The organism is Paenibacillus doosanensis, from assembly GCF_025060755.1.
Classification (GTDB): domain Bacteria; phylum Bacillota; class Bacilli; order Paenibacillales; family NBRC-103111; genus Paenibacillus_S; species Paenibacillus_S doosanensis.
On the sequence record NZ_JANYUY010000024.1, the window covers coordinates 80,769 to 106,382 of the forward strand.

At 54.3% G+C, this 25,614-nt stretch carries 20 protein-coding genes and 1 pseudogene; 16 read left to right on the forward strand and 5 right to left on the reverse strand.

The genetic code is table 11. The features are described from left to right. Nucleotides 1-64: 64 nt before the first annotated feature. The 4 genes and pseudogenes from N0M98_RS18105 to N0M98_RS18120 all read left to right on the forward strand — a co-directional run bounded on the left by N0M98_RS18105 (nucleotide 65) and on the right by N0M98_RS18120 (nucleotide 6,045). Nucleotides 65-937 (forward strand): protein phosphatase 2C domain-containing protein, encoded by an 873-nt coding sequence (locus N0M98_RS18105; protein ID WP_249866403.1) that lies wholly within the window; start codon nucleotides 65-67, stop codon nucleotides 935-937. Nucleotides 938-1,584: 647 nt separating this feature from the next. Next, nucleotides 1,585-3,006: an aspartate ammonia-lyase gene (gene aspA / locus N0M98_RS18110; RefSeq protein WP_259618744.1), complete on the forward strand. Its 1,422-nt coding sequence runs from the start codon at nucleotides 1,585-1,587 to the stop codon at nucleotides 3,004-3,006. Nucleotides 3,007-3,393: 387 nt separating this feature from the next. Continuing rightward, nucleotides 3,394-5,192, forward strand: a pseudogene (locus tag N0M98_RS18115) (L-fucose isomerase). Between the two features lie 304 nt (nucleotides 5,193-5,496). Next, nucleotides 5,497-6,045 carry a cupin domain-containing protein gene (locus N0M98_RS18120; RefSeq protein WP_259618745.1) on the forward strand — a complete coding sequence of 183 codons (549 nt, stop codon included), beginning with the start codon at nucleotides 5,497-5,499 and terminating at the stop codon, nucleotides 6,043-6,045. Between the two features lie 64 nt (nucleotides 6,046-6,109). Here N0M98_RS18120 and N0M98_RS18125 read toward each other — a convergent pair whose 3' ends face one another. Beyond that, nucleotides 6,110-7,879 carry a sensor histidine kinase gene (locus tag N0M98_RS18125; protein WP_259618746.1) on the reverse strand — a complete coding sequence of 590 codons (1,770 nt, stop codon included), beginning with the start codon at nucleotides 7,877-7,879 and terminating at the stop codon, nucleotides 6,110-6,112. Nucleotides 7,880-7,891: 12 nt separating this feature from the next. Continuing rightward, entirely contained in the window at nucleotides 7,892-8,638 is a 747-nt protein-coding gene (locus N0M98_RS18130) for a response regulator transcription factor (RefSeq protein WP_259618747.1), read from the reverse strand. Between the two features lie 308 nt (nucleotides 8,639-8,946). Here N0M98_RS18130 and N0M98_RS18135 point away from each other — a divergent pair, with 308 nt between their 5' ends. From N0M98_RS18135 to N0M98_RS18170, 8 genes are all read left to right on the forward strand, one after another. Continuing rightward, complete coding sequence (locus N0M98_RS18135) at nucleotides 8,947-10,353, forward strand: M20 family metallopeptidase (RefSeq protein WP_249860818.1); 1,407 nt, start codon at nucleotides 8,947-8,949, stop codon at nucleotides 10,351-10,353. Between the two features lie 34 nt (nucleotides 10,354-10,387). Then, entirely contained in the window at nucleotides 10,388-11,863 is a 1,476-nt protein-coding gene (locus tag N0M98_RS18140) for an MDR family MFS transporter (RefSeq protein ID WP_259618748.1), read from the forward strand. Nucleotides 11,864-11,939: 76 nt separating this feature from the next. Next, entirely contained in the window at nucleotides 11,940-13,364 is a 1,425-nt protein-coding gene (locus N0M98_RS18145) for a M20 family metallopeptidase (RefSeq protein WP_249860820.1), read from the forward strand. 60 nt (nucleotides 13,365-13,424) lie between these two features. Beyond that, a complete protein-coding gene (locus N0M98_RS18150) occupies nucleotides 13,425-14,429 on the forward strand; it encodes an ABC transporter ATP-binding protein (RefSeq protein WP_249860821.1) in 1,005 nt (334 codons plus the stop codon). Next, on the forward strand, nucleotides 14,422-15,423 hold the full coding sequence (locus tag N0M98_RS18155; protein WP_283942776.1) for an ABC transporter ATP-binding protein: 1,002 nt from the start codon (nucleotides 14,422-14,424) through the stop codon (nucleotides 15,421-15,423). The genes N0M98_RS18150 and N0M98_RS18155 overlap by 8 nt, the downstream gene beginning before the upstream one ends. 22 nt (nucleotides 15,424-15,445) lie before the next feature. After that, the gene (locus N0M98_RS18160) at nucleotides 15,446-16,396 is read left to right on the forward strand and encodes an ABC transporter permease (protein WP_249860822.1); all 951 of its coding nucleotides are present in this window, start codon (nucleotides 15,446-15,448) and stop codon (nucleotides 16,394-16,396) included. A 54-nt stretch (nucleotides 16,397-16,450) separates the two neighbouring features. Beyond that, nucleotides 16,451-17,377 carry an oligopeptide ABC transporter permease gene (opp4C, locus tag N0M98_RS18165; protein ID WP_259618749.1) on the forward strand — a complete coding sequence of 309 codons (927 nt, stop codon included), beginning with the start codon at nucleotides 16,451-16,453 and terminating at the stop codon, nucleotides 17,375-17,377. A gap of 48 nt (nucleotides 17,378-17,425) precedes the next feature. Next, complete coding sequence (locus tag N0M98_RS18170) at nucleotides 17,426-19,066, forward strand: ABC transporter substrate-binding protein (protein WP_249860824.1); 1,641 nt, start codon at nucleotides 17,426-17,428, stop codon at nucleotides 19,064-19,066. A gap of 123 nt (nucleotides 19,067-19,189) precedes the next feature. Here N0M98_RS18170 and N0M98_RS18175 read toward each other — a convergent pair whose 3' ends face one another. Beyond that, nucleotides 19,190-21,463: a helix-turn-helix domain-containing protein gene (locus tag N0M98_RS18175; RefSeq protein WP_259618750.1), complete on the reverse strand. Its 2,274-nt coding sequence runs from the start codon at nucleotides 21,461-21,463 to the stop codon at nucleotides 19,190-19,192. A gap of 219 nt (nucleotides 21,464-21,682) precedes the next feature. Between N0M98_RS18175 and N0M98_RS18180 the strand changes: the two genes are divergently transcribed. From N0M98_RS18180 to N0M98_RS18190, 3 genes are all read left to right on the forward strand, one after another. After that, the gene (locus N0M98_RS18180; protein ID WP_249860826.1) at nucleotides 21,683-21,997 is read left to right on the forward strand and encodes a heavy metal-binding domain-containing protein; all 315 of its coding nucleotides are present in this window, start codon (nucleotides 21,683-21,685) and stop codon (nucleotides 21,995-21,997) included. A gap of 515 nt (nucleotides 21,998-22,512) precedes the next feature. Further along, a complete protein-coding gene (locus N0M98_RS18185; protein WP_249860827.1) occupies nucleotides 22,513-22,875 on the forward strand; it encodes a response regulator in 363 nt (120 codons plus the stop codon). Between the two features lie 321 nt (nucleotides 22,876-23,196). After that, on the forward strand, nucleotides 23,197-23,940 hold the full coding sequence (locus N0M98_RS18190; RefSeq protein ID WP_259618751.1) for an alpha/beta fold hydrolase: 744 nt from the start codon (nucleotides 23,197-23,199) through the stop codon (nucleotides 23,938-23,940). 74 nt (nucleotides 23,941-24,014) lie between these two features. On the opposite strand, the gene N0M98_RS18195 is transcribed toward N0M98_RS18190, so the two are convergent. Further along, nucleotides 24,015-24,383 (reverse strand): DUF1904 family protein, encoded by a 369-nt coding sequence (locus N0M98_RS18195; RefSeq protein ID WP_249860828.1) that lies wholly within the window; start codon nucleotides 24,381-24,383, stop codon nucleotides 24,015-24,017. Nucleotides 24,384-24,594: 211 nt separating this feature from the next. Here N0M98_RS18195 and N0M98_RS18200 point away from each other — a divergent pair, with 211 nt between their 5' ends. Continuing rightward, the gene (locus N0M98_RS18200) at nucleotides 24,595-25,158 is read left to right on the forward strand and encodes a PadR family transcriptional regulator (RefSeq protein ID WP_249860829.1); all 564 of its coding nucleotides are present in this window, start codon (nucleotides 24,595-24,597) and stop codon (nucleotides 25,156-25,158) included. Nucleotides 25,159-25,360: 202 nt separating this feature from the next. Here N0M98_RS18200 and N0M98_RS18205 read toward each other — a convergent pair. Then, nucleotides 25,361-25,614: transposase (locus N0M98_RS18205; protein WP_259618752.1), on the reverse strand; the 254-nt coding region annotated here is incomplete at its 5' end.

Below are 25,614 nucleotides of genomic sequence, written 5' to 3' on the forward strand. Positions count from 1 at the left end.
CAATGACATAGAGAGACGGACGATCCGTCGATGAAAGCGGATATACAGGAGGAGGAACCGATTGATGAATATAGAGACGATCTCATTGCAAGGAACGGCGGAATGGAACGAGGATGCTTTGGTCGTTAACGAGCGGCTGCAGCTGTACGGCGTGCTGGATGGCGCTACATCGCTTCATCCGTACCGCGGGCCGAATAACGAAACCGGCGGGCGCCTGGCTTCGCGCCTGATCGCGGACTATCTGGAATCGCTCGGCGAGAGCGACCTGTCCGGCGACAGCCTGAAGCCTCCCGTCGTTGAAGCGAACCGGCTGCTGCGCAAGAAGATGGCCGAGTCGGGGATCGACGTCGCCGATAAGCAAGCGTTATGGACGAGCGCCCTTGCGATCATTCGGATTCGGGAGGGCTGGATCGATTACGCGCAAGTCGGAGACTGCATGATCGCCGCGATCTATAGAGACGGTTCTGTCCGCACCGTATCACGCGACCAAGTCGCCCATATCGATCAGCAGTCGAAGCGGATTTGGGAGGACGGCATTCGCCGGGGCATCACATCGAGATCCGAGCTGTGGGAGCTCGTCAAGCCGACAATTTTGCAAAATAAAGCGAAGATGAATACATCGGAAGGCTATTCGGTCCTCAGCGGAGAACCGGAGCTGGAGGATTGGATCGAGTACGGCCGGATCAACCGCATTCAACTGCACGGCTTGCTGCTCGTGACGGACGGACTGTTCCTGCCCGCGGAGCGGGGCGGTGCAAGGGAGAGCGCTTCGCAGGACGCGATCCGGGAGCTGGCCCTGCGAATTGCCGACCAGACTTTGGCCGGATATGCCGACTGGCTGATCAAGCTGGAGCTGGAGGATAAGGACTGCCAGCGTTATCCCCGCTTCAAAGTATCCGACGACAAGACCGGCATTTGGATCCGGTTTGAAGATTAACGTGATAAACGAATCCTGTTTTGCAGCTTGCCTCCATCCTTGATGGAGGTTTTTTGGTTGTTTAGGAAATGATGCGCAGCCATATCCTGTGGAAATCCGGGCTCTCCCCCGAAAGTAAAGTCTACCCATAGAACGATCCCAGAGGAATGGTTAGACGCCGATCCAGCTTAGGCTGGATGCGGACGGAATAAGCTTCAGAGCATCACGTCACTTTTGGGGGAGTGGTTCTTAACGAATTAAAATATTTACAGCGATAAGGCGCTGTCGAACGGCGCTCTGATCGGCGAATACGCGCGGCCGCTCTATTTTGAAAAAAACTCGGTAGTGAATTATCTCATTTATGGCAATTATAAACCAGAGGCGAGGCATTTTTTCGATGGCCGTTTCATGTATCGAATTAAGGTAACAGTTTCCATGAAGCGCTGGCAAAGACTTTAGAAGCTATAAAAATAAAGACAATGCTTGTAGGTAGATCTGACATGAAGTGTTAGACAAAAACACAGCAGTATCAAGGGAAAATCCGCATGGACTCACAGGACAAAAGGAGTTGCAAGAAGCGGTAAAAAGGATTAGAATGAAACCGGATTCCGATAAATAATTGACCTATGGAATAAAATGATGGGACGGTTTTGGAGGGAGCAGACAAAATGAGTGAAGCGGTAAGAGTCGAGAAAGATTTTCTGGGTTCCAAGGAAGTGCCGATGGATGCTTATTACGGGATTCAAACGTTACGAGCGGTAGAGAACTTTCCTATTACCGGTTACCGAATTCATGAAGAATTGATTCGGGCTATGGCGGTCGTCAAGAAAGCGGCGGCAACCGCCAATATGGAAATCTCCAGGCTGCAGCCGAGTCTCGGACAAGCGATCGTCCGGGCGGCGGACGAAATATTGGCCGGTGAGTGGCATGACCAGTTCATTGTCGATCCGATTCAGGGCGGCGCAGGCACATCGATTAATATGAATGCCAACGAAGTTATTGCCAATCGGGCAATCGAGCTGCTTGGCGGAACGAAGGGAGATTATTTTACCGTCAGCCCGAACTCTCATGTCAATATGGCGCAATCGACGAATGATTCTTTTCCGACCGCCATCCATATCGCCGTCCTTTCTTCTATCGATAAATTGCTTGTCACGATGCGAGAGCTGCACGCTTCCTTTACGGCCAAGGCGTCCGAATTTGACGGCGTAATCAAAATGGGCCGCACTCATCTGCAGGACGGAGTGCCGATTCGGCTCGGACAAGAGTTCGCCGCCTACGCCAGGGTGCTGAACCGGGATATTCTACGCATCGAGCAAACCCGGCAGCATTTGTACGAGGTGAACATGGGAGCGACTGCAGTCGGAACGGGGCTCAACGCCGATCCTCGCTACATTAAGCGGGTCGTGGAGCTGCTTGCGGGCTGGACCGGCTTTCCGCTGATCAATGCGGCCGATCTCGTCGACGCCACGCAAAATACGGATGCTTATACGGAAGTATCCGCGGCGCTGAAGGTGTGTATGATCAATATGTCCAAGGTCGCCAACGACCTGCGCCTGATGGCTTCCGGACCGCGGGCCGGATTGGCCGAAATCAGGCTGCCGGCGCGTCAGCCGGGTTCCTCCATCATGCCGGGCAAAGTCAATCCGGTTATGTGCGAGGTCGTCAATCAGGTGGCGTTCCAGGTGATCGGCAACGACCATACGATTTGCCTCGCTTCCGAAGCCGGCCAGTTGGAGCTGAACGTGATGGAGCCGGTACTTGTGTTTAACCTGCTGCAGTCGCTGAGCATTATGAATCAAGCGTTTCATGTGTTCCGCGTTCATTGCGTCGACGGGATTGAAGCCAACGAGCAGCAATGTAAAGATTATGTCGACCGGAGCATCGGCATCATTACGGCGCTGAATCCGCATCTGGGCTACGAAGTGGCGGCCAGAATCGCGCGCGAAGCTACCCTCACCGGCAAATCGGTTCGCGAGCTGTGCTTGCTCTACAATGTACTGACCGAAGAGGAGCTCGATCTGATTCTAGATCCGTATGAGATGACGCATCCGGGCATTGCCGGAGCATCGCTGCTGGATAAGCAGTAGTACGCAGCGGGTTCACGTATATTTAGTTAACGATAGGAAATAGCAACCCTATTCAGGCTCATGCCGTTCATAGCGGCCGAACTTCCTTGCGAAGCCGGCGATGCGATGGAGCGGTATGAGTTTTTTTGTATTCGGACTACGGGAAAAACCACTTTGCGGGCGGGAAATGCATGGAGAATCGTCTTCTTCGCAGGGCGACTGTCCGTTTTTTGATTCGATCCCCCTATGAATGAAAGGGAATATGCGGTTGATGCTCCGACTTTCCCCATTATACAATATTTGTAATTGTTTTACGTAAACGATTACTTGAGCTTTCCGGCAAGGCAGAAAATCTTGGTGCACGTCGTCGTTCAATGATAAATCAAATGGGATGAGGGAAGAAGGAGGATGTTAGATTTGAAACAGGAGCAGCCAGTAAACAAGCTGAACGGCAGCATGCCGGCCATCGGAATCCGGCCGATCGTGGACGGCCGCCGGGGCGGCATTCGCGAATCGCTCGAAGAGGTCACCATGAATATGGCGCGGGTCTGCGCCGATTTCTTGCAGAGGAACCTGCGCCATTCGAACGGGCTGCCGGTGGAATGCGTCATTGCCGACACCTGCATCGGCGGTGCGGCGGAAGCGGCGCGGACCGCCGAGAAGTTCGCTCGCGCCGGCGTCGGCGTAACGATATCGGTCACGCCGTCATGGTGCTATCCGACGGAGACAATCGATACCGATCCGCTCATGCCGAAGGCTGGGGCTTCAACGGCACCGAGCGTCCGGGTGCGGTATACCTCGCCGCGGCGCTGTCGGCCCATAACCAGAAGGGCATCCCGGCGTTCGGCATTTACGGACGGGACGTTCAAGATATCGGAGATACGGCGATCACGGAAGACGTGCAGCGGAAGCTGCTGCAATTCGCCAAAGCGGGGCTTGCAGTTGCGACGATGAGAGGCAAGTCGTATTTGTCGATGGGCTCCGTCTCGATGGGGATCGCCAGTTGTATCGCCGACGAAAGCTTTTTCCAGGATTATCTCGGGATGCGCAACGAGTATGTCGACATGTCCGAATTTATCCGGCGGATGGAGCGGGACATTTACGATAAGGAGGAGTTCGAGCGGGCGCTGGCTTGGACGAAGCGGCATTGTAAGGAAGGCGCGGAGGTCAATCCGCCGCATTTGCAAAGAACGGCCGAGCAGAAGGAACGGGACTGGGAGACGGTCGTGAAGATGACGTTAATCGCCAGAGATCTGATGATCGGCAATCCGAAGCTGGAGGCGCTCGGCTACGGCGAAGAAGCGCTCGGCCATAATGCCATTGCCGCCGGATTTCAGGGACAGCGGGCGTGGACGGATCATTTTCCGAACGGCGATTTTATGGAAGCGATCCTCTCGTCGTCGTTCGACTGGAACGGCATCCGCGAGCCTTACGTCGTGGCTACCGAGAACGATACGCTCAATGCGGCTGCGATGCTGTTCGGTCATCTGCTGACCGATGCGGCGCAAATTTTCGCCGATGTCCGCACGTATTGGAGCCCGGAGGCGGTCAAGCGGGTAACGGGAGTGGAACTGACCGGCAGGGCGAAGAACGGAATCATTCATCTTATTAATTCCGGTCCGGCGGCGCTGGATGCGACAGGGCAGATGACGATCGGCGGAGAGCCCGCCATGAAGCCGTTCTGGGATATTACGGAGGCGGAGGTGAAGCAATGTCTGGAGGCGACCCGCTGGTGCCCGGCGGTCGATTTCTTCCGCGGCGGCGGCTTCTCCACCGACTTCCTGACGCGCGGCGGCATGCCGGTGACGATGGCCCGCATCAATATCGTCAAAGGGCTCGGCCCTGTGCTTCAACTGGCCGAAGGCTATACGGCGGACATTCCCGAGGAAGTGCACCGCGTGCTGGACGAGCGCAGCAATCCGACATGGCCGACGACCTGGTTCGTGCCGAACTTGACCGGCGAAGGCGCCTTCAAGGACGTTTACTCCGTCATGAACAACTGGGGTTCGAATCATGGCGCCGTAAGCTACGGTCATGTAGGCGGCGATTTCATTACCCTGGCCTCGATGCTGCGAATTCCGGTCTGCATGCATAATGTGCCGGAGGAGCGGGTATTTCGCCCCAGCGCCTGGACCGCGTTCGGAGCGATGGAGCCGGCAGGAGCCGATTTCCGCGCTTGCGCCAATTTCGGTCCGCTGTACCGGTAGCCGTCATTCGGGCGAAAGTACGAGGAAAGCATAGGATAATCCCATTGCAGGCAGCCCTTCGGAAGGAAGAGGCTGCCTGTAATTTGTCGAACGAGCTCCCTTCCAATCCCCGTTTGCCATAACTTCATCATTATTTGCAGCATCCGCGCACTTCCCGATTTTGAGGCACATATCATAGCTTAAAGATAATAGCTTAATGATATTCCCCGGCAGGGATAACGGAAGGGAACGAAGCGAAATGCCCCCGTATGCGGACGACAAATCCCCCCGGACACAGCTTGCTTATGACCTGAGCCATCATCCTGTGTTCGAAAGCAATCGTGACAACAATATAAACGCGGTATCCATTCATCAATTGAATAAGCTGGAGAACGTCTCTCTTCTCGATATGCTCCTCAGTGAGAATCATACATCCGATCCTCATTCTCATCCGAACGCTTCCGAACTGGTCTACTGCATCTCCGGGGCCGCCGTCGTGTCCGTGTTGAATCCGTTCGCCAAAGAATGGTTAAACATTGCGATCCAGCCCGGACAAGTGGCGAGTGTTCCGCAAGGCTGGTGGCATTACGAGACGGTATTGACCGGTAATGCGCATGTGCTCGCAATTTTCGATGCGCCCGCGCCTGAAACGATTCCCGGCTCCGATCGTTTGCGTTTAACGAATAACGGCTGCGGGCCCGGCCCGGCGGGAAGGACGGCCAAACAGGCGGTCCCGAACGCAGCGCAGCCCAACGTGAACGCGAATACGCAGCCGCGTTATGCCGCTCATCCCAAGCCTGCGTTCGGATGGCATCCGCAGCCTTCCTCCGGCGATTCGCAGCCGCTCGCCTATTCGCCGTATTGGGGATGCTAGGCGGCTTCATGGCCAACGACGGCTCCCGACCGATATCCTTCCGGAACTAGGAAGCGGTTATGGATCAGTCGATCGGGATGTCGATATAGATGGCCGTTCCCCAACCGAATTTACTGCGGACCTTTACCCCGTATTTCTCTCCGTAGGTCAGCTTCAGCCGCTTCTGCGTATTGAATAAACCGATGTGCTGGATCTGCTCCAGATTTCCTGTGAGCTGCGTATTTAATAGAGTCAGCCGTTCCGGCAGAATGCCGACGCCGTTGTCGATCACCGCAATGTGAAGGCAAGCTGCCCCGAAGCGAACGCGCACTTTAATGCAGCACGATCCTTCTTTTTCCTTAATTCCATGGTATAGGCTATTTTCGATCAGCGGCTGAAACATCAGCTTCAATACATGGTATTTCAGAGCTTCGGGATCGCAATCCCAGATGACATCGAATTTATCCTTATATCTTATTTTCTGAATATCGATATAGGGGAGGGTATGATCGATCTCTTTTTTCAGCGTTACCTGCCCGGCGCCGCCCTCCAGGGAATAACGCAAAATATCGGACAAGTCTTCGATAATCGCGTTCAGCTCGTTAGGCCGACCGGTTAGCTTGGTCGCCTTCCAATTCAGCGTCTCCAGCGTATTGAATAAAAAATGCGGATTCAGCTGCGACTGCAAAGCGGCGAATTCCAGCGCTTGAGACTTGTATTTTCGCTCGGATAATTGGACCTTTAAGTAATTTTGCTCGATGAAGTTATTTAGAATGCTCTGCATAATGAAGCTGAACACATCTTTGACCTGCCGGGGCAGCGGAGGCAGCGGGCGTCCGTTTTGGGCAGAATCGAGTATGGAAATAATCGTCTTCAGATCGTTGTAATTTTTGCGGCTCAAATAATAAGCTAAGGTCGTTCCGATAACAAAGGACAGCAAAAGCAAAATGATCGTCGTTACGCTCAGACGAATCGGAATGTCGTACAGCGACGAGCTGGGCACGATCGAGACGAACGTCCACTGGAATCGCCCCGAGGGCAGCTTATTGACGATCAAGTCCTCCCCGTTCGAGCGGATCGGGAAAAATTCGCGCGCTTCCTGCCGGATGCTGGCCAGATCGCTTTCGGGCAGCATGTCGTTATGCGTGCGAAAAATAAATTCGTCCTGCGCGTCCAGAATGAAAATGGTTTGACCTTTGAGCGTGTCCAGCCTGCTCAGCGTTTGCATGATGTAATCCGGTTTGACGTTGAGCACGATGACGCCGCTGCTGTTATCGGACAAGGTGATGCGGCGGAACATCGTAATGACGTTCGTTACGGCGGATGCGCGTCCCGTCGTCGGTTTGACGATGGAGCGGTTCTCCGCCCACATCAGCTCGGACGGGGAATGACGGATATAGCGTTCATACCAGCCTTGATCGTAAAAATCGCCGAGATCGATCAAACCGCCGGAGGTGGACGAAATGAACCGGTTGTTTTCATTATCAATGTAAATATAGATGGAATCGATATAAGGCTTGCCGATGGAAGGGGAATCGATAAAATTTTTCAGCGAGGCCAGCTGCTCGTAATCGGCAGGCTCCGGGTAAGGCTTTTTAAGCATATTTTGCAAATTCGTAAACTGGATGGCGCTTGCAACAATGTGCAAGTTCAAAGTATCCAGCTCGTTAAAGATGAGCTCGATGTTTTGCTTGGTCTGCTTGAGCAGGTTCATGTTATTGTTGTTGATTTCTTTCTTGATATATTGCTGGATCAAAAATGTGGAGAGCGCCCCGAGCACAAGAATCGGAATGAGCATCGGGATTAGGAACGTCGCCAAATTTTTGGCCAGAAACGCATGATACGTTTTTTTCATCGCTGCCGCTCCCTAGTCCATGTTTCTGTATTCGCGCGGGGTTTTGCCGAAAAAGCGGCGGAACGTCCGGGTAAAGTTTTTCGCGTTGCTGTAGCCTACCAAATCGCTGATTTCATAGGTTTTGTAGGAGACGTCCTTAAGCAGCTCGGCGGCCTTATTCATGCGGACCCGGGTTAAATAATCGGAGAAATTTTCGCCCGTCTTTTGCTTGAAATATTTGCTCAAATAATAGGGATTCATATAAACGATCTTGGCTGCATTCTCCAGACAGGCTTCCTTGTAGTTTTCGTGAATGTAGTTGCGTACTTTGTCGATCGCTTTCTCGGACACGCTGGGCTCGGTAAGGACGGGGGCGTCCGGAAGAGGCGGGCTTTGCCGGGAGATTTGGTCAAGGTCCTCCTTGATCCGTTCGAATACTTTCGTAATTTCGCTGTATTTCGTCGGTTTGAGCAAATAATGTTTAACCCCGTAATTAAGGGCCTGCTGCGCGAATTCAAACTCCCTGTAGCCGCTAAGCAGGACGATATTGATCTTGGAGCGCTGCTCGAACAGCTCCTTAGCCACATCGATTCCGCTCATGACAGGCATTTTGATATCGCAGAGCAGAACGTCGACCGGATGCTGCAATATGTAGTTCAACGCATGCATCCCGTTATCCGCTTGACCGACCACCTCGAAACCGACCTCATTCCAAGGGAAGTATTGGCTTAAACCGTTCCTGATTTCGCTCTCGTCGTCTGCAATCAACAGTTTGTACATCGTCCATCCCCCTGCAGATTTAGTTAATCTCATGGAACTTTTTTTCACATTATAGCATTGCTCCTCTATTTATTCTATAATCTTTCGATAGTTTACTATGTAAACGAAATCATTGGAAAAAATAGCAAGGAAAAGTATCATTTTTTGCATGAAAAGATGAAAAATGATACTAATCGCCAGCAATATGCCAATTGAAGATTCCAAATATAAAACGCGAGGCCTACTCAAATAGCGGGTTTTGGTGTTAAATGTATGTAAGGATAATTAACATTTATTTTATTTCCAAATGCAGAAAGGACGGGAACGGTATGGATAACAAGCGGAGCATTAGCGAGATTATGGAAGGCAAGCGGGAGATGTTCATTCAAGTGAGCGACCGCATATGGGAATTTGCGGAGACCCGATTCGAAGAATTCCGTTCGGCGGAGCTGCTTTGCGCAACGCTCGAGAATGAAGGCTTCAAGGTCGAGCGCGGGGTAGGCGGGATGGAAACGGCTTTCGTCGGCTCTTACGGAAGCGGCGGGCCGGTGGTCGCGATCTTGGGAGAATACGACGCTCTCGCGGGCTTGAGTCAATATCAGGGAGAGGCGCAGGAGCATCCTGTCGTTCCCGGGGGCAACGGCCACGGGTGCGGACATAATCTGCTCGGAACCGGTTCGCTTGCCGCTGCGGTGTCTTTGAGGCATTACATGGAAGAGAACGGCATTGCAGGCACAGTTCGTTACTACGGCTGTCCAGGGGAAGAAGGCGGATCAGGCAAAGCGTTCATGGCCAAAGCGGGTTTGTTCGACGATGCCGATATTGCGATATGCTGGCATCCCGGCGTCGCCAACGGGATTATGAGCGGCTCATCGCTGGCCAATTATCAGGTGTACTATAAATTTAAAGGACGTACCTCCCATGCGGCGGCAAGCCCGCATCTGGGACGCAGCGCGCTCGATGCGGTCGAGCTGATGAACGTCGGCGTGAATTATTTGCGGGAGCACATCATTCAGGAGGCGCGCGTCCATTATGCGATAACGAACAGCGGGGGAATTTCGCCGAATGTCGTGCAGGGAGAGGCGGAGGTGCTTTATTTGATCCGGGCGCCCAAGACGCAGCAGGTGGAGGAAATTTATCAGCGCATCTGCAATATTGCCAGAGGGGCGGCATTGATGACGGGTACCGAAGCGGAAATCGTGTTCGATAAAGCTTGTTCGAATGTCGTTCCTAACTCCGTTCTGGAAAATGTGATGCACGAATGTTTCCAGGAGCTCGGCGTACCTCAATTTACGGAAGAGGAGCTTCGCTATGCCGGCGCGATTCGCAGCAGCTTGTCCGACGCCGACAAAAGCTTCAGCATTCGAAGCGAGCTTAAGGATAAAGATATGTGCGATGTGCTGCTGCCGCTCACGGAGGAAGCGCGCCAGCGGGTGATGTCGGGCTCGACCGACGTAGGCGATGTCAGCTGGGTCGTGCCGACGGTGCAGTGCTCGACGGCCTGCTGGGCTATCGGCACGCCGGCCCATACATGGCAGGTCGTCTCGCAAGGGGCTACCTCGATATCGCATAAAGCGATGCTGCACGCGGGGAAAGTGATGGCGGAGACGGCGCTCAAGGTGCTGCTTGATCCAGACATTGCCGCCAGAGCGAAGGCGGAGCTGAGCGAGCTGCTGGACGGGCAAGCCTATGTCAGCCCGATTCCGGACGGCGTGAAGCCGTCGGCCAAAAAATAACGCGGATCGGAACAAGAGGAGGAGCCTGAACGATATGTCCGTATCTTCACAGCGAGATCAGGCGGCATTTTGGCCGATTCTGGCAGCTATCTGCTTCGGTTCCTTCCTCGCCACGATGGGCATATCGGCAGTGAATGTAGCCATTCCGTCGCTCATGAGCGACTTTGGAGCAGACCTAAGCCATGTAAAATGGGCGGTCACCGGGTTTATTCTGGCAGGCGGCGTGATCGCTCCGGTCACTGGCTATTTGGGCGACCGGCTGAGTCCCAAATATTTGTATATCGTATCGCTAATCGGCTTCACGATAGCGTCGGCGCTGTGCGCCATGGCCTGGAACGTCGGGGCGCTGGTCGCCTTTCGCATCTTGCAGGGCGCGTTCAGCGGCATGATCATGCCGGCGACCATGACCATCATCTATCAGGTCATCCCGCGCGAACGGCAGCCCTTCGCCAATAGCATGTGGTCGCTTTCCAGCGTGCTCGCCCCGGCGCTGGGGCCGACTTTGGCCGGATGGCTCATCCAGACATGGTCTTGGCATTGGCTGTTCTGGCTCAATTTGCCCTTCGGCGTCGTCGGGGTGCTCGTAGCGATGAAGCTGCTGCCGTATTACCGGTTGTATTCGCCGAAACCGTTCGATCTGCCCGGCTTCGTCATGGTCACCTCCTGCAGCACTGCTTTCTTGATCGCTTTCAGCGAAGTGGATCAATGGGGCTGGACGTCCTGGAAAACGCTGGGCTTGCTCGCGCTCGGCGCCGTCGTGCTGGCGGCCTTCATCCGCAGGGCAAGGAGGGTCGAGGCGCCGCTGCTGCAGCTGCAAGTATTCGCGAATCGCCGTTTTACCCTCACGTTAATCCTCGGCAGCATCATTCTCATCAGCCTGTATTCGGGCTCGTATTTGACCCCCGTGTTTCTGCAGACGATCCAGCAGGCCGGGGCGATGGAAGCGGGCTTGACGCTGCTGCCCGGATCGGCGGCGATGGCCGTATTCATGCCGATTGCCGGCAGGCTGTACTCGAAGGTAGGTCCTGCGGCGCTGATTACGGCGGGTATTCTGCTTATCGGCGCGGGGATGATCGCCATGGGGCAGCTGACGCCGGATATATCGCGAACGTATATTATGGGCTGGATGACGGTGCGCAACATCGGGATTGCGCTGGCTACGATGCCGGCAGCCAATGCGGGGATGGAGGAGATCGAGGCCGAACTGACGGGCCATGCCTCCTCCGCCAGCAATTGGGTGAAGCAGGGCTTCGGCTCGCTGTCGATCGGTCTGATCACCTCGCTGCTTTCCTTGAGCGTTGCGATGCATACGAAGGAGCTGGCAGGCGGAGGAACGGTGACGGGCGCTGTGGAGCGGCAAGCTTTTACCGATGCGGTGAACGATGTTACTTTGTTGGCGGCGGCGACGGCATTCCTATGCTTGCCGCTCGTATGGACGCTGCGCAGGAGAAAGGCGCAGTCCGGCAGTGTGGGAAACCCGGCGGGACGCAAAGCATTTTCGGCCGAATGAATTCGGAAAAGTTGCGGGGGCTGCGGCTTCTGCAGAAGGAGAAAAGGCAGATCATCTAAATAAGGAGCTGGTTCTAATGGGTGCCATGATCGCTTCCGATTATGTTCAGCGGTTGTCCGCTCTTATCGAGGAACGCCGGGCGCGCTTTATCGCTATTAGCGACCGGATTTGGGAATATGCGGAGCCGAGATATACGGAGAAGCGTTCCGCAGCGCTGATCGCCGAGGCGTTGGAAGAGGAAGGCTTCGCCGTTCTGCGGGAAGCGGGAGAAGTGCCCAACGCGCTTGTCGGCATTTACGGCTCAGGAGCTCCGGTCATCGCGATATTGGGAGAGTACGATGCGCTGTTCGACCTGAGCCAAGCCAAAGGATCGGCGGAGAAGCAGCCGCTGGTGCCGGGAGGCAGCGGCCATGGCTGCGGGCATAATCTGCTTGGGACCGGAGCTTTGGCGGCAGCCGTCGCCGTCCGCCGTTATATGGAGGAGCAGGGACTCTCGGGTACGGTGAAATATTACGGATGTCCGGCCGAAGAAGGCGGCGGGGGCAAAGCGTTTATGGCCAGAGCCGGATTGTTTGGCGGCGTGGACGCAGCGCTGACATGGCACCCGAGCCCGGTGAACGGAGTGATGTCGTCCAATTTCCTGGCTACGTGCCAGGTCTACTACAAGTTCAAGGGAAGGAGTTCGCACGCCGCCGTGAGCCCCCAATTGGGGAGAAGCGCTCTGGATGCGGTGGAGCTGATGAATGTCGGAGCCAACTACTTGCGGGAGCATCTGGAGCAGGAAACCCGCTTGCATTACGCTGTCACGAATACGGGAGGCATCTCGCCGAACGTCGTTCAGCCGGAGGCGGAGGTGCTCTACAAGCTGCGCGCTCCGCAGAGCTCGCAGGTGCGGGAGATGTACGGGCGGGTCAGCGACATCGCCAGGGGAGCCGCGCTGATGACCGGAACGGAAGTGGAAATCCGCTTCGATGCGGCCTCATCGAATTTCATCTTGAACACGACGCTGGAGAAGGTCATGTACGACAACTTCGAGAAGCTGGGCGTCCCGGTCTTCGACGAGGAGGACCGGAAACTGGCCGAGGCCATTCGCGCCACCTTCTCCGATAGCGAACGCGGACAGCGGATGCCTTCCCGCCACGAAGGCAAGGCGGTCTCCGACACGCTGGAGCCCTACAAGCCTAAGTCGGGGGTCAACCCGGGCTCCTCCGACGTCGGCGACGTCAGCTGGCTCGTGCCGACCGCTCAATGCGGAACGGCTTGTATGGCGCTGGGCACGCCTTTCCATACGTGGCAGCTCGTGTCGCAAGGAGCTGCGCCGATCGGACATAAGGGGATGCTGCATGCGGGTAAAGTCATCGCAGCGACCGCCGTTCAGCTGCTGCTGCAGCCGGAACTGCTCGAAGAGGCCAAGAAGGAGCATGAGGAGGAGCGCGGCGGGGTCCCGTACACGACGCTGATTCCGCCGGAGGCTCGCCCGCTGCCGGTCAGTAAAACTTAACTCCCTATACTATTTATGGCCTAAACCATTTATATACTATACCAGAAGGCGGTGAGAAGCATGGACCATCTGCTTCAAGTGAATCATCTGCAAACGGCATTCCGGACGGACAAGGGGGAAGTCATCTCCATTGACGACGTGAGCTTCTCGCTGAAGCCGGGAGAGACGATCGGAATCGTCGGCGAATCCGGCTGCGGCAAAAGCGTAACCTCGCTGTCGATCATGCGGCTGCTTGGCTCTAAAGGCCGCATCCGACAGGGCGAAATCCGCTTCGGAGGCGCCGATCTTACCGGGATGACGGAGGCGCAGATGAGGGAGATTCGCGGCAATGAGATCTCGATGATTTTTCAAGAGCCGATGACCTCGCTCAACCCGGTGTTTACGATCGGGCATCAGATGGGCGAGTCCATCCGGCTGCATTTGAAGATGAAGCCCAAGGAGACGAGGGCTTACGCGATCGAGATGCTGAAGAAAGTCGGCATTCCGCGGCCCGAGGCCATTGTCGATGAATACCCTCACGCTTTGTCCGGGGGGATGAGACAGCGGGTCATGATTGCCATGGCGCTGTCCTGCAAGCCGAAGCTGCTCATTGCCGACGAGCCGACCACCGCCCTGGATGTAACGATTCAAGCGCAAATTTTGGAGCTGATGAAGAAGCTTCGGCAGGATTCGGGCACGGCGATTATGCTGATTACGCATGATCTGGGCGTCATCGCCGAAATGGCCGACAAGGTCATTGTCATGTATGCGGGGCAGGTCGTGGAGGAGACGGACGTCTTCACGCTGTTCGACGAGCCGAAGCATCCTTATACGAAAGGATTGATGAGCTCGATACCCCACATCGACTCGGGGATGGACGAGCGGCTTGCTTCGATCCCGGGCACGGTGCCGTCGCTGCATCAAATGCCGCAGGGCTGCCGGTTCCATACCCGCTGTCCGTACGCGGTAGAGCGATGCCTTCAGCAGGCTCCGCCGTTAATGCAATCGGGGGCGAATCATCTTGCCCGCTGCTGGCTGGCAGAAGAGCATTCGCCCCAGGAGCGTAAGGAGGCGGCTTATGGCTAATCGGGCGAGAGAGATGAAGGCGGCCGACGCGCCGCTGCTGACGGTAGAACGGCTCAAGACTTATTATCCGATCCGCAAAGGAATTATTTCGAGAACGGTCGGCCATGTGAAGGCGGTCGACGGCGTTAATTTCCATATTTATCCCGGCGAGACGCTGGGGCTCGTCGGCGAATCCGGCTGCGGCAAATCGACGATCGGCCGGACGATTGTCCGGTTAGAGGAGCCGACGGAAGGCCGGATTTTATTCGAGGGGCGCGACATTGCGGGATATTCCGGCTCGCATATGAAAAAGGTCCGCTCCGATTTGCAAATCATTTTCCAGGACCCGTACTCCTCGCTCAATCCGCGCAAACGAATCAGCGACATTTTGGCCGAACCGCTTAAAGTCCATAAGATCGTGCCTGAGGGGGATATACCGAAGGAAGTCGGCAAGCTGCTCGAAATCGTCGGGCTGCCCAGCGGCTATAAGGACCGCTATCCGCACGAATTTTCGGGCGGTCAGCGGCAGCGGATCGGGATTGCCCGGGCGCTGTCGCTCAAGCCGAAGCTGATCGTCTGCGACGAGCCGGTCTCGGCGCTCGACGTCTCCATCCAGGCGCAGGTATTGAATTTGTTGAAGGATTTGCAAAAAGAATTTCATCTGACCTATTTATTCATTGCTCACGGTCTTGGGGCCGTTCGCTATATTAGCGACCGGATCGCGGTCATGTATTTGGGCAAGGTGGTGGAGATTGCGCGCAAAGAGGAGATGTTCCGCAATCCGCAGCATCCTTACACACAGGCGCTGCTCAGCGCCTATCCCGTACCGAATCCGCATCTCAGGTCGAAGGAGCGAATCGTCATTCAGGGCGATGTGCCGAGTCCGGCCAATCCGCCGAACGGCTGCCGGTTCCATACGCGCTGCCCTCTGGCCAAGGCGATCTGCCGCGAGCAGGAGCCGGAATTGAAAGGAAGCGAGCATGCCGTAGCCTGCTTCGCTCTCGACGGATCATGACAAATAGGAGGAGGAGGCTGCCGTGCTCGCTTATATTATCCGAAGGCTGCTGATTGCCATTCCCGTTCTCATCGGAGTAACGGTCATCAATTTTATCATCATCAATATGGCTCCCGGCGATCCGGTCGATATGATGATCGATCCGAACATTTCGGCTGAAGACATCATGGCCAAGAAAGAGGCGCTTGGCTTAAACGACCCGCTGTACATGCAATATTTTCGCTGGCTCGTCAATTTGCTGCAGGGCAACCTCGGCTTCTCGCTGACTACGTACCAGCCGGTCTCCCATATGATCGGGGAGCGGATCGGTCCGACGGTGCTGCTGATGGGAGTCGCGCTGGTCGTCGGTCTGATCATTGCGATCCCGCTAGGCATACTGAGCGCGACCAGGCAGTATTCCAAGCTCGATTACCTGGCTACGGCCGGCTCGTTTCTCGGCATATCGATTCCGAACTTTTTTCTCGCGCTCGGTCTCATTTATGTGTTCGCTTTGGAGCTGAAATGGCTTCCTTCCGGCGGGATGTTCACCTTGGGAGGCGATGGAGGGATTCTGGACCGGGTACTCCATCTGATTTTACCGGTAATGGTACTGGGAATCGGGATCGCAGGCAAAAAAATCCGCTATGTCCGCTCCAGCGTGCTCGAAATATTGGGTCAAGACTATTTGCGTACCGCCCGCGCCAAAGGGCTGCATGAATTTGTGGTCGTCAACAAGCATGCGCTGCGCAACGCGCTGATTCCCATCGTGACCGTAGTCGGGCTGGAGGTCCCGATCTTGCTCGGCGGGGCGGTCGTGACGGAGCAGATATTCTCTTGGCCGGGCATCGGCCAGCTGACGATGGGGTCGATTATGAACCGCGATTATCCTACGCTGATGGCGCTTAATTTGATGGCTGCCATCATGGTGCTGGCGGCGAATTTGCTGACCGATATCGTGTATTCCGTCGTCGACCCGCGGATCAAGTATAAATAACGGTAAAGCTTTGGCAGCAAAGCCCATTTCATCGAAGTCACAGGAGGGAGTGCCATGCCGGCAATGGAAATGAATTTGCACAAAGGATCGGGAGCGAGCGAGCAGGCCTTGAGCGCGGCGGACAGCCCGGCCGGCGAGGAGAGCTATCTGCGGATGGTCGTGCGCCGGTTCGCGAAGCATAAGCTCGCCGTAGCGGGACTGGCGGTCATGCTAATTTTGACCGTCTGCGCGATCTTCGCCCCGCTGCTGGCGCCGCATGATCCGTATGAGGTGACCGGCTCGTTCGAGGCGGAGCCTTCCTCGCAGTATTTACTAGGAACCGATCAGGTGGGACGCGACGTGCTAAGCCGCTTGATCTACGCTTCCCGCGTATCGCTGGTCGTCGGTATCGGCGCCGTAGCGATCGGGGTGACGATCGGCACGATCTTGGGGCTCGTATCCGGTTATTTCGGCGGTTGGGTCGATATGGTCGTCATGCGCTTGACGGATATTTTCATGTCTTTTCCTCAGCTCATGCTTATTCTCGTCGTAGTCAGCGTCGTCGGTCCCAGCTTGACGAACGTGATCGTCGTCCTCGGATTTCTCGGTTGGACCGGCGTCGCGCGGCTGGTGCGGGGAAGCGTATTGTCGCTGAAGCAGATGGATTACGTCAAAGCCGGCGTCGCGCTCGGGCTCGGCACGGCGCGGATGCTGTTCCTGCATATTTTGCCGAATGCGATGGCGCCCATACTCGTCAATGCCACCTTCGGCATCGCCGGAGCGATCATCGCGGAAGCCTCGCTGAGCTTCCTTGGCCTCGGCGTGCAGCCGCCGACGGCGAGCTGGGGCAATATGCTGACCGACGCGCAGTCGCTTACCGTGCTGACCTCGCAGCCATGGTTGTGGCTTCCTCCGGGGATTATGATTATTTTGAGCGTGCTATCGGTCAATTTTATCGGCGACGGGCTGCGGGATGCTCTCGACCCGAAAAGCTTGAAGTAATCCGGCTTGTCGCTATCGCATCATCTACTATATGAGGGGGAACCGGCCATGAAATGGAAAGGCAAATTCAAAACATCCGTCCTGATGACGTGCATACTCTCCGTATTGGCGCTCAGCGCATGCGGCGGAGGGGCGCCGGAGGCAACGCAAGGGAGCGCGGGGGAGGCGGCCAAGCCGTCTACCGGCAGCAAAGTCATTAATATCGGCATCACGAACGCGCCGCTCATGTTCAATCCGATCGATCAAACGGACAATACGTCCATTATTATTACTTCGATATTGTTTCAGCCGCTGATGGAGCTGGATGAAAATCTCAAGTTCGTGCCGATGCTTGCCGATAGTATCGAGACCAAAGACAATCAGCTGTTCACGGTCAAGCTGAATGCGAAGGCCAAATGGACCGACGGTCAGCCGGTCACGGCGGATGACGTTATTTTCACGGTGAAGCTGATCGCCAATCCCAAGTTTGCGACGGCGCTCGCTTCGCGCTTCGCGATGCTGGAAGGCTTCGACGACAAGGGCAAGCTGGCCGAGGGCGGCGCGGATGTCGCCGGGATGAAGAAGATCGATGACCATACGATCGAATTTCGCACCAAAACGCCCGTCGATCCGAATTTATTCCTCGAAAGCTTCGGCAAAAACTTAAAGTCGCTGCCCGCTCATGTGCTCAAGGACGCCGATCCGGAGAAGCTTCCGCAAAATCCGTTTTTCCAAAAGCCGGATGTTATCAACGGTCCGTTCAAATTCGTCAGCTATGCGAAGGATCAATACGTGGAGCTGGAGGCGAACAAAGACTATTTCAAGGGAGCGCCGAAGTTCGACAAGCTGAACTTCAAGATCATGCCTTCGGCCAATCTGGTCGCCCAGTTGCAAAGCGGAGAGATCGACATGAACTTCCCGGGTATCGGGAACATCGCAGTGCAGGATTTTGAGAAAGTGAAAAATATGTCCAACATTAAGACGATTTCCGGCAAGCCGTTCAACTATCAGAACATGTATATGAACAATGCCGTCATTCCCGATCCGAAGGTCAGACAGGCGATCGTCTATGCGATGAACCGCGATATGATGGTTACGAATTTGCTGAAGGGCGAAGGCGAAATCATGGATGTGCAGTATACGCCGATTCATCCGTACTACAACAAGAACCTGAAGCCGTATCCGTATGACCCGGAAAAAGCGAAGCAGCTCTTAAAAGAAGCCAACTGGGATTCGAACAAAACGCTGAACTTCGTCGTACCGTCGGGCAATAAAACCCGCGAGCAAACGGCGGATATTATCGTCGACAACTTGAAAGCCGTCGGCATCAAGGCGCAGGTACAGAAGGTCGATGTCGCCACTACCGTACAGAAGCTCAGGAAAAAAGATTACGATCTGGCGCTGCTCGGGCTGATCTTTATTCTGGACCCGGATTTGACCAGCACTTTTGCGACAGGCAATCTGAACAACTTCTCCGGCTACAGCAATCAAGAAATGGACGATCTGCTCGTTCAAGGAACGAAGGAGACGAATCCGGACAAGCGGCATGCGATTTACGATAAAGTGCAGGAGCTGCTGGTCAGGGACGTTCCGCAGATCGCGCTTTACGCAGACTATCGTCTGAAAGCCGTAGCGAAACGGGTTAAGGTTGGAGAGCCTAAGGAATTGGGCGCTTTCATTAATGTGAACGAATGGGAGGTCGCCAATTAGCAAGCCGGCACGACACCGTCTTCATAAAGTAGAGCCCGCGGGAGCGGGCATCCAAAAGTCAGAACGAAGAAGCCTCCTTAATCGCTCTTAACAGCGGTTTGGAGGCTTCTTGCCTATACGGCGCTATATCGCTTTCGATTCTTTGCGGAATTGGCCTGGAGGCAAGCCGACCGATTTCTTGAAGGTGCGCGAAAAGTTCTGGGAGTTGCTGTACTGCAGGCGAGAAGCGATCTCCTCCACGCTCATACCGGTATGCAGCAGCCATTCGCGGGCTTTCTCGATCCGGCTCTGCAGCAGGAAATCGGAGAAGGTCGAATCATGAATTTCCTTGAGCGCCTGCCTGCCGACGGAGGCGGGAACGTTCAGCGCCTTGCAGCAGCTGTCCAGACGGATGTTTTCTTCGTTATGCCGGCGGATATATTCGGTTAACTGATCGGCGACTTGATGCATGTGCTCCCTATGCTCCTCGGCGAGCTCCCCGATAAGCGGCTCGATCGCTTGAGATTTCAGCCAGCCGATCCATTCCTCCAACGTCGTCAGCTGCAGCAGCTCGCTCATCAGCGGCTCGGAAGGCGGCCTGCGCAGCGTTCCGCCGACGGAGCGGAAAATAGAGAAGACCATTTCCGTCAATTGGCTTTGCAGCCGCTGATAATTGATCGTCCGAAGCCCCTGCAGCGTGCCGATCCGGTCCGCGCAGCGGCAGGCCGATTCGCGGTCAAGCGAGCGGATCGCATAGATCAGATCGTCCGCCAGCTCCTTGAAGGAAACCGGGGCGGCGGCTGATCCGACGCTATCGCCGGGTATAAATTCATCTGTTGGAATGACCTCGTTCGTCCCCGTTACGAGCTTATGCTTCAGTGCGTTCTCGGCTTCTTCCGCGGAAAGATTCAAGTAGGCGTAATCTTTGCGGAATAAACTGACCCCTATGGACACTGTATACGGAAAATACCGTTCGATGAAATCGCGGATTTCTACGGCGGCTTCGCGGATCGTCTCCTTCCTGGCCTGCCGGTCCCCGGGGGGAGAGCCATCGCCGCTGTCCTGCAGCGACAGCATGGCGGCAAAGCGCCCTTCACCTGTATAAGAGACGAATCCGCGGCCTTTACTGTCGATAATCTCTTGAATCACCTTGGACACGCCGTAGCGGAAATAAAACAGATCGCGGTCGGAGTACTGCTCGGCCATGCTCTTGTACTGATCGATTTCCACGCACAGGCAGCTGTATCCCCCGAACAGCAGCGGGATTTCATACCTTTGGCATTTGTCCAAGTCCTCCTCGGAGCGAAGCCCTTTTTGCAGCATATTATATATGAAGGCTTCCTTGATTTCCGGTGTCAGCTCCTTCACCTGCTCCTTCAATTCATCCCGCGTTTCTTTGATTTGCTGCAATTTGTCGTAGATTTCCCGGAATTCGTCGTCTTGGATGCCCGGCATGGTCGGTTTGGCGTGGCGGACGGAGACAGGATCGTCCAGCAGCGTCACGATGTCGTTCCAGCCTCTCCACAATCGGTTCGTAGACAAAACGGTTGCTAGCGCCGCGAGCGTCAGAATAATGCCGCCTATCAGGAAGATGACATTGCGGATATCGGCGATTTTGCGGAACAGCTCTTGGTTCGATATGGCGAAGCCGAAGGTCCAGCCCTTCTGCGACGGAGGCAAATAAGCGGTAAACAGCCCGCCCGAGTCGGATTTACGTTCCGTCACGACCGGAATGACATCGCGGGCGATCGTTTCGTCGTCTAAGTCGCCGCGATTTTGCAGCAGCCGGTCATATTCATCCAGTATAAAATAATTTCCTTTAATTTCCTGGCCTGAGCCGAGCATGTGGTCGAAAAATTGCTGATTCAAATGAACGACGATATAAAAAGGCGGAGTGCTTTGAAAGATGGGCAGCTTGCGTATGTAAATCGTAGTCGGCGTGTCGTCGATGAACGCGTTAAAAAAAGCGCTGTTGCGATTCAACTTCGCAAACCGGCTTATAACGGCTTGATAGTCCTGCTGAAATGAGGTGACCTGGCGATTTGTGCTGTACAGCTTGCGAGTATCGAGGCGATACAAGGCGATATCGTCTACGTCGTCGATGGAAGTTTGGATGCTCATCATGGTTTCCAGCAGGCTTAAAATTTCGAGATTATTGCTTCCCTCGGGCAGCGAGAGCAGCTCGTCCAGAGCGGGGAGCTTCTCGAACTGCAGGAGCGATTGATCGATTTGCTTGAAATAGGCCTCAACCCGCTCTTGCGTTTGCAGCAAAGACATCCGGTAAGCGTTCTGAATCTCCTGCGTTAAAGTATTGGTGGCGATCCGGTAAACCGTGTAGCCCATAGACAGGATGCAAAGTGAGGTCAGGAGCAGCATGATGATCAGCGTTTGGGCCTTTTTGGAACGTTGCAGCCGCACGGGGCTTCCCCTCTCTTTTATCCTAAGTCATAATAAAACGTATGTTCCAAATCTTACCTTACCATATTATGTGTCATTAGGGCAGACCAAATAGGTAAACGGATACATAAAAAATATCATGCAAAATGAAAAGCCGGCGTTACGCCGGAGAGGGCATTATGTATGAAAAAGCGGCATTTCCCGTATGCTAAGAAGACATTAGCGGAAAGGGGCATTCATATGATTTTAAGTACGACACCGACGATCCAAGGCAAAGAGATCGCACAATACGTTTCGATTGTCACCGGCGAAGCTATTATGGGAGCAAATATCGTACGCGATATTTTCGCTTCGATTACCGATATTGTAGGAGGACGTTCCGGAGCCTATGAAAGCAAGCTGAAGGACGCGCGGGATATCGCCTTTAACGAGATGGAGTCGCAAGCGGCCCGAATGGGGGCTAATGCGATCGTGGGAATCGATATCGATTACGAGGTCATCCGCGAGGGGATGCTGATGGTAGCCGTCAGCGGCACGGCGGTGCGGGTCGATTAGCCGTCACGGACGGCGATTCTCAACCGGCCCGGTTTGGCGGCAAAAAAACAGGCAGCTTACCTATCGTTCGGAGGTAAGCTGCCTTCATACTAAGAGACGGACTGTAGCGGCGGGATGCGGTTGAATAAATCGGCGGCGCATTATAGGTCGATTAAGCTTTGCACCAGCAAAATGGGAAGCGCGGCAATAGCGATAAAGCTGTAGAAAAAGCCTTGCAGAAATGATTTTACATATCTCATATGAATCCCTCCAATGATGTGTTGAATATGTAAACATTATATGACCGCACTGCTTAAGAAAACTTAAAATAACCTTAGAATTACATAAAGTTTTCAGAAATTTGTCACAACTGAAAACGGGAGCTTGTATTTTCAATGATAAATTATGGAATTAAATGGTTCGAATTGTTAGGAAAATGTAAAGAAAACTAATGTTGTTTACGCTGTTACCTAAAATTTGTTTAATTTCTGTTTGCCATAATAAGCGTATAGATGAGAGAAAGCAGGGGAATAGCTATGGCAAAGGTAATGGTGGTCGACGATGCGGCCTTCATGAGGATGATGCTGAAGACGATGCTGATGGAGGAAGGTCATGAAGTCGTGGCGGAAGCGGCGAACGGAATGGAAGCGGTCCAAGTTTATATGACGGCTAAGCCTGACCTGGTGACGATGGATATTACGATGCCGGAGCTTGACGGAGTCGGCGCCGTGAAGGAAATTTACAAGCATGACCCAAGCGCCAAAATCATTATGTGTTCCGCCATGGGACAAAAGGCAATGGTTATCGAGGCGATTACGGCGGGAGCCAAAGATTTCGTCGTTAAACCGTTCCAGAAGGAACGCGTCATCGAGTCGGTCAACAAAGTGCTGGGACTATAAAATGATAGGATAAACCTCCGGCCGCTTACGCGGTACAGGAGGTTTTTTGGTTGTTTAGGAAATGATGCGCAGCCATATCCTGTGGAAATCCGTGTGCTCCCCCGAAAGTAAAGTCTACCCATAGAACGATCCCAGAGGAAGGGTTAGACGCCGATCCAGCTTAGGCTGGATGCGGACGGAATAAGCTTCAGAGCATCACGTCACTTTTGGGGGATTTGTTCGGCCTGCGGGAAATGCGCCGATCCGTTTCGTCTTTCGGGGATGGGTTCGGCAATAAAAAGAAATACTGTATGTAAAACCATAGACAGGAGGAGCGGTCTTATGAAGCTGTCCCGCTTCAAAATCATTTTGGGCTCGCTTCTGCTCGTCGTCCTTGTCCTGGCGGTTGCCGCATCGATCTGGCTGAAGCCGTACGCTCCCGATGCCGAGGCGATTACAGCGATGAAGGGAGGCAGCGGCGTCTCCATCACCGACAGTCCGGACTGGATCATGTTCGAACCGCAGCAGGCTTTGCAGCCCGATGTTATTTTTTACCCGGGCGGTTTGGTCCGACCTGAAAGCTACGCTCCGCTCGCCGTTCGCTTGGCGGACAAAGGGTATCGGACATGGATTGTGAAGATGCCGCTTCATTTGGCCGTGCTCGGCGTGAACCGCGCCGGAGGGATCATCGAGATGAATCCCAAGCAGCAGTATGTTATCGGGGGGCATTCGCTCGGTGGGGCGATGGCGGCGCGCTATGCGGCCAAATACCCGAAGCTGGTTCGCGGCGTATTTTTTCTGGCGGCTTATTCTGATGCGGGGGGAAGCTTGAAGGGGACGGAGCTGCGGGCCATATCGCTGACGGGGAGCGATGACGGCGTTCTCGACAAGGAAGCTTACGAGCAGGCGAAGGCCTATATGCCCGCCCATACCGATTATGTCCAAATCAACGGGGGAAATCACGCTCAATTCGGAAGCTACGGCAAGCAAAAGGGCGATAAGCCGGCAGAACGCACTCCGCAGGAGCAGCAGACGATGACCGCGTCGGTATTGACGAATTGGCTGTCCAAATTTCCGGCCGAATAAAAAAGCACCTTAGCACATCCCGGCCGCGGCTGCCAGGGAGTGTTGAGGTGCTTTTTTTAAAAAAAATATTAATATTAAGTCATTCCGTGATAAGAAACCCCTTCGGACGGGGCGTAAGTGCTGCTCCCCGAAGCCAGCGGTTCTCCGTTTCGATAATATAGACGCGGATTCAGGATGATAAAGAATAAGTGAATTTGCTCGTAGCCGTACTCTTTTAACAGCCGGTTCAGCATCGCCGCCGCGGCATCGTGGATTTCCTGTTTTCTCGGGGCCATAAGGATTTCGACGCTTAAAGGCACTTGGGTGATCGCTTCGGTCACCAGCGACTCGATCTTCACCTTTTCCTTCGTGATATTCACGATTTGGGCGAATTCCTCTACAATCCGCGGGGCTAGCATCTTCAGAAATTCCGTGGGAAAACCTTTGAAACGCAAATAAGGCATGGTGTCCGTCTCCCTCTAGTCCATTATAAAAAGCAGCGGCATTGACATGCGGCTGCAAGGTTTGCTGACCATCGGCTTATACTTGTCCGTAGTGCCCTGTAGGCGCCTAAGCTATTGATTATATGTACATTTTTACATATAATAGGCTCGTGAAAATAGTACTACGGTTCCTATCGGATGTCAACCGACAGACTTGGATTGCGGAGGGGTTATGAATACTTTGTCTTATGGCTTGCTGGCATTATTGGCTCAGGAGTCGTGCACCGGTTATGAGCTTATGTTGAAAATTCAACCGGTATGGCAGGCCAAGCATAGTCAAATTTACCCGATTTTAGCGAAAATGGAACGGAGCGGATTGGTGCAATTCGTCTCTGTCGCCCAAAAGGAGAAGCCGGATAAAAAAGTATATTCGATTACGGAAAAGGGGACTTCGGCGCTGCAAGCATGGCTTCCCGATCTGAGCGCCGAACCGGTAAAGCGCGATGAAATGCTGCTCAAGATGTATTGCCTGTGGCTTGCCGATGCCGCCACGACGGAGCGGTTGTTCCGGGAGCGTCTGAAGCTGTACGCCAAGCGAATGGAGAAGTTCCGAGCTTCTCTCGCCGAGCTGGAGGGCGCCGAACAGGGGAGCGGAAAGCCGCTTGGCGTTCGTACGCCTTCCTTCGGCAAATATGTACTGCTGAAAAGGGCGATCGATCACGCCCGAATGGAAATCGATTGGTGCGAATGGGTTCTCGGCATGCTGAAGTCGGGAATCGATTCGTCGGGCGCTTAATCGGGCGCTCAAAGCGAAGCGCGGTGACGACAGCGATTGGAGGATCAAATGGTCACCGTTAGCGGACTTTTTCTCCATTCTTCTAAGAGTCTGTCCGACGGAGTTACTTTTGTAGGTCCCTTCGGAGTAAGACTCGGTTTTCAAATGATTTTTCATCACGATTTGAGTATAATCACTGTGTCTTTCTTTGCCTTTGTGGGAGTTACGCCGCTTTTTTACGTTTTTGGGCAGACCTCTCCCGTTTATACACCGTGGATGGTTTGGGATATCTGGCAGAATGAAGCTTTCTTAAATTATAGCTTAAAGCCAAAAGGACGAACTCACCCTTAACCTTATCTTCGCCACGGAGGTGAAACTGACGAAAGCCCTGACATTCTTTCATTTGCCCCCACGCGGGTTCCACGATGGCTTTACGTAACCGGTAAATGTCTTTACCGGCATCGCTTTGCACTTTGG

Bases quoted from the DNA above. Each gene is read 5' to 3' on its own strand.
- N0M98_RS18105 (WP_249866403.1), top strand. From the start codon at position 65: ATGAATATAGAGACGATCTCATTGCAAGGAACGGCGGAATGGAACGAG.
- aspA (WP_259618744.1), top strand. From the start codon at position 1,585: ATGAGTGAAGCGGTAAGAGTCGAGAAAGATTTTCTGGGTTCCAAGGAA.
- N0M98_RS18125 (WP_259618746.1), bottom strand. From the start codon at position 7,879: ATGAAAAAAACGTATCATGCGTTTCTGGCCAAAAATTTGGCGACGTTC.
- N0M98_RS18130 (WP_259618747.1), bottom strand. From the start codon at position 8,638: ATGTACAAACTGTTGATTGCAGACGACGAGAGCGAAATCAGGAACGGT.
- N0M98_RS18135 (WP_249860818.1), top strand. From the start codon at position 8,947: ATGGATAACAAGCGGAGCATTAGCGAGATTATGGAAGGCAAGCGGGAG.
- N0M98_RS18140 (WP_259618748.1), top strand. From the start codon at position 10,388: ATGTCCGTATCTTCACAGCGAGATCAGGCGGCATTTTGGCCGATTCTG.
- N0M98_RS18145 (WP_249860820.1), top strand. From the start codon at position 11,940: ATGGGTGCCATGATCGCTTCCGATTATGTTCAGCGGTTGTCCGCTCTT.
- N0M98_RS18150 (WP_249860821.1), top strand. From the start codon at position 13,425: ATGGACCATCTGCTTCAAGTGAATCATCTGCAAACGGCATTCCGGACG.
- N0M98_RS18155 (WP_283942776.1), top strand. From the start codon at position 14,422: ATGGCTAATCGGGCGAGAGAGATGAAGGCGGCCGACGCGCCGCTGCTG.
- opp4C (WP_259618749.1), top strand. From the start codon at position 16,451: ATGCCGGCAATGGAAATGAATTTGCACAAAGGATCGGGAGCGAGCGAG.
- N0M98_RS18170 (WP_249860824.1), top strand. From the start codon at position 17,426: ATGAAATGGAAAGGCAAATTCAAAACATCCGTCCTGATGACGTGCATA.
- N0M98_RS18180 (WP_249860826.1), top strand. From the start codon at position 21,683: ATGATTTTAAGTACGACACCGACGATCCAAGGCAAAGAGATCGCACAA.
- N0M98_RS18185 (WP_249860827.1), top strand. From the start codon at position 22,513: ATGGCAAAGGTAATGGTGGTCGACGATGCGGCCTTCATGAGGATGATG.
- N0M98_RS18190 (WP_259618751.1), top strand. From the start codon at position 23,197: ATGAAGCTGTCCCGCTTCAAAATCATTTTGGGCTCGCTTCTGCTCGTC.
- N0M98_RS18195 (WP_249860828.1), bottom strand. From the start codon at position 24,383: ATGCCTTATTTGCGTTTCAAAGGTTTTCCCACGGAATTTCTGAAGATG.
- N0M98_RS18200 (WP_249860829.1), top strand. From the start codon at position 24,595: ATGAATACTTTGTCTTATGGCTTGCTGGCATTATTGGCTCAGGAGTCG.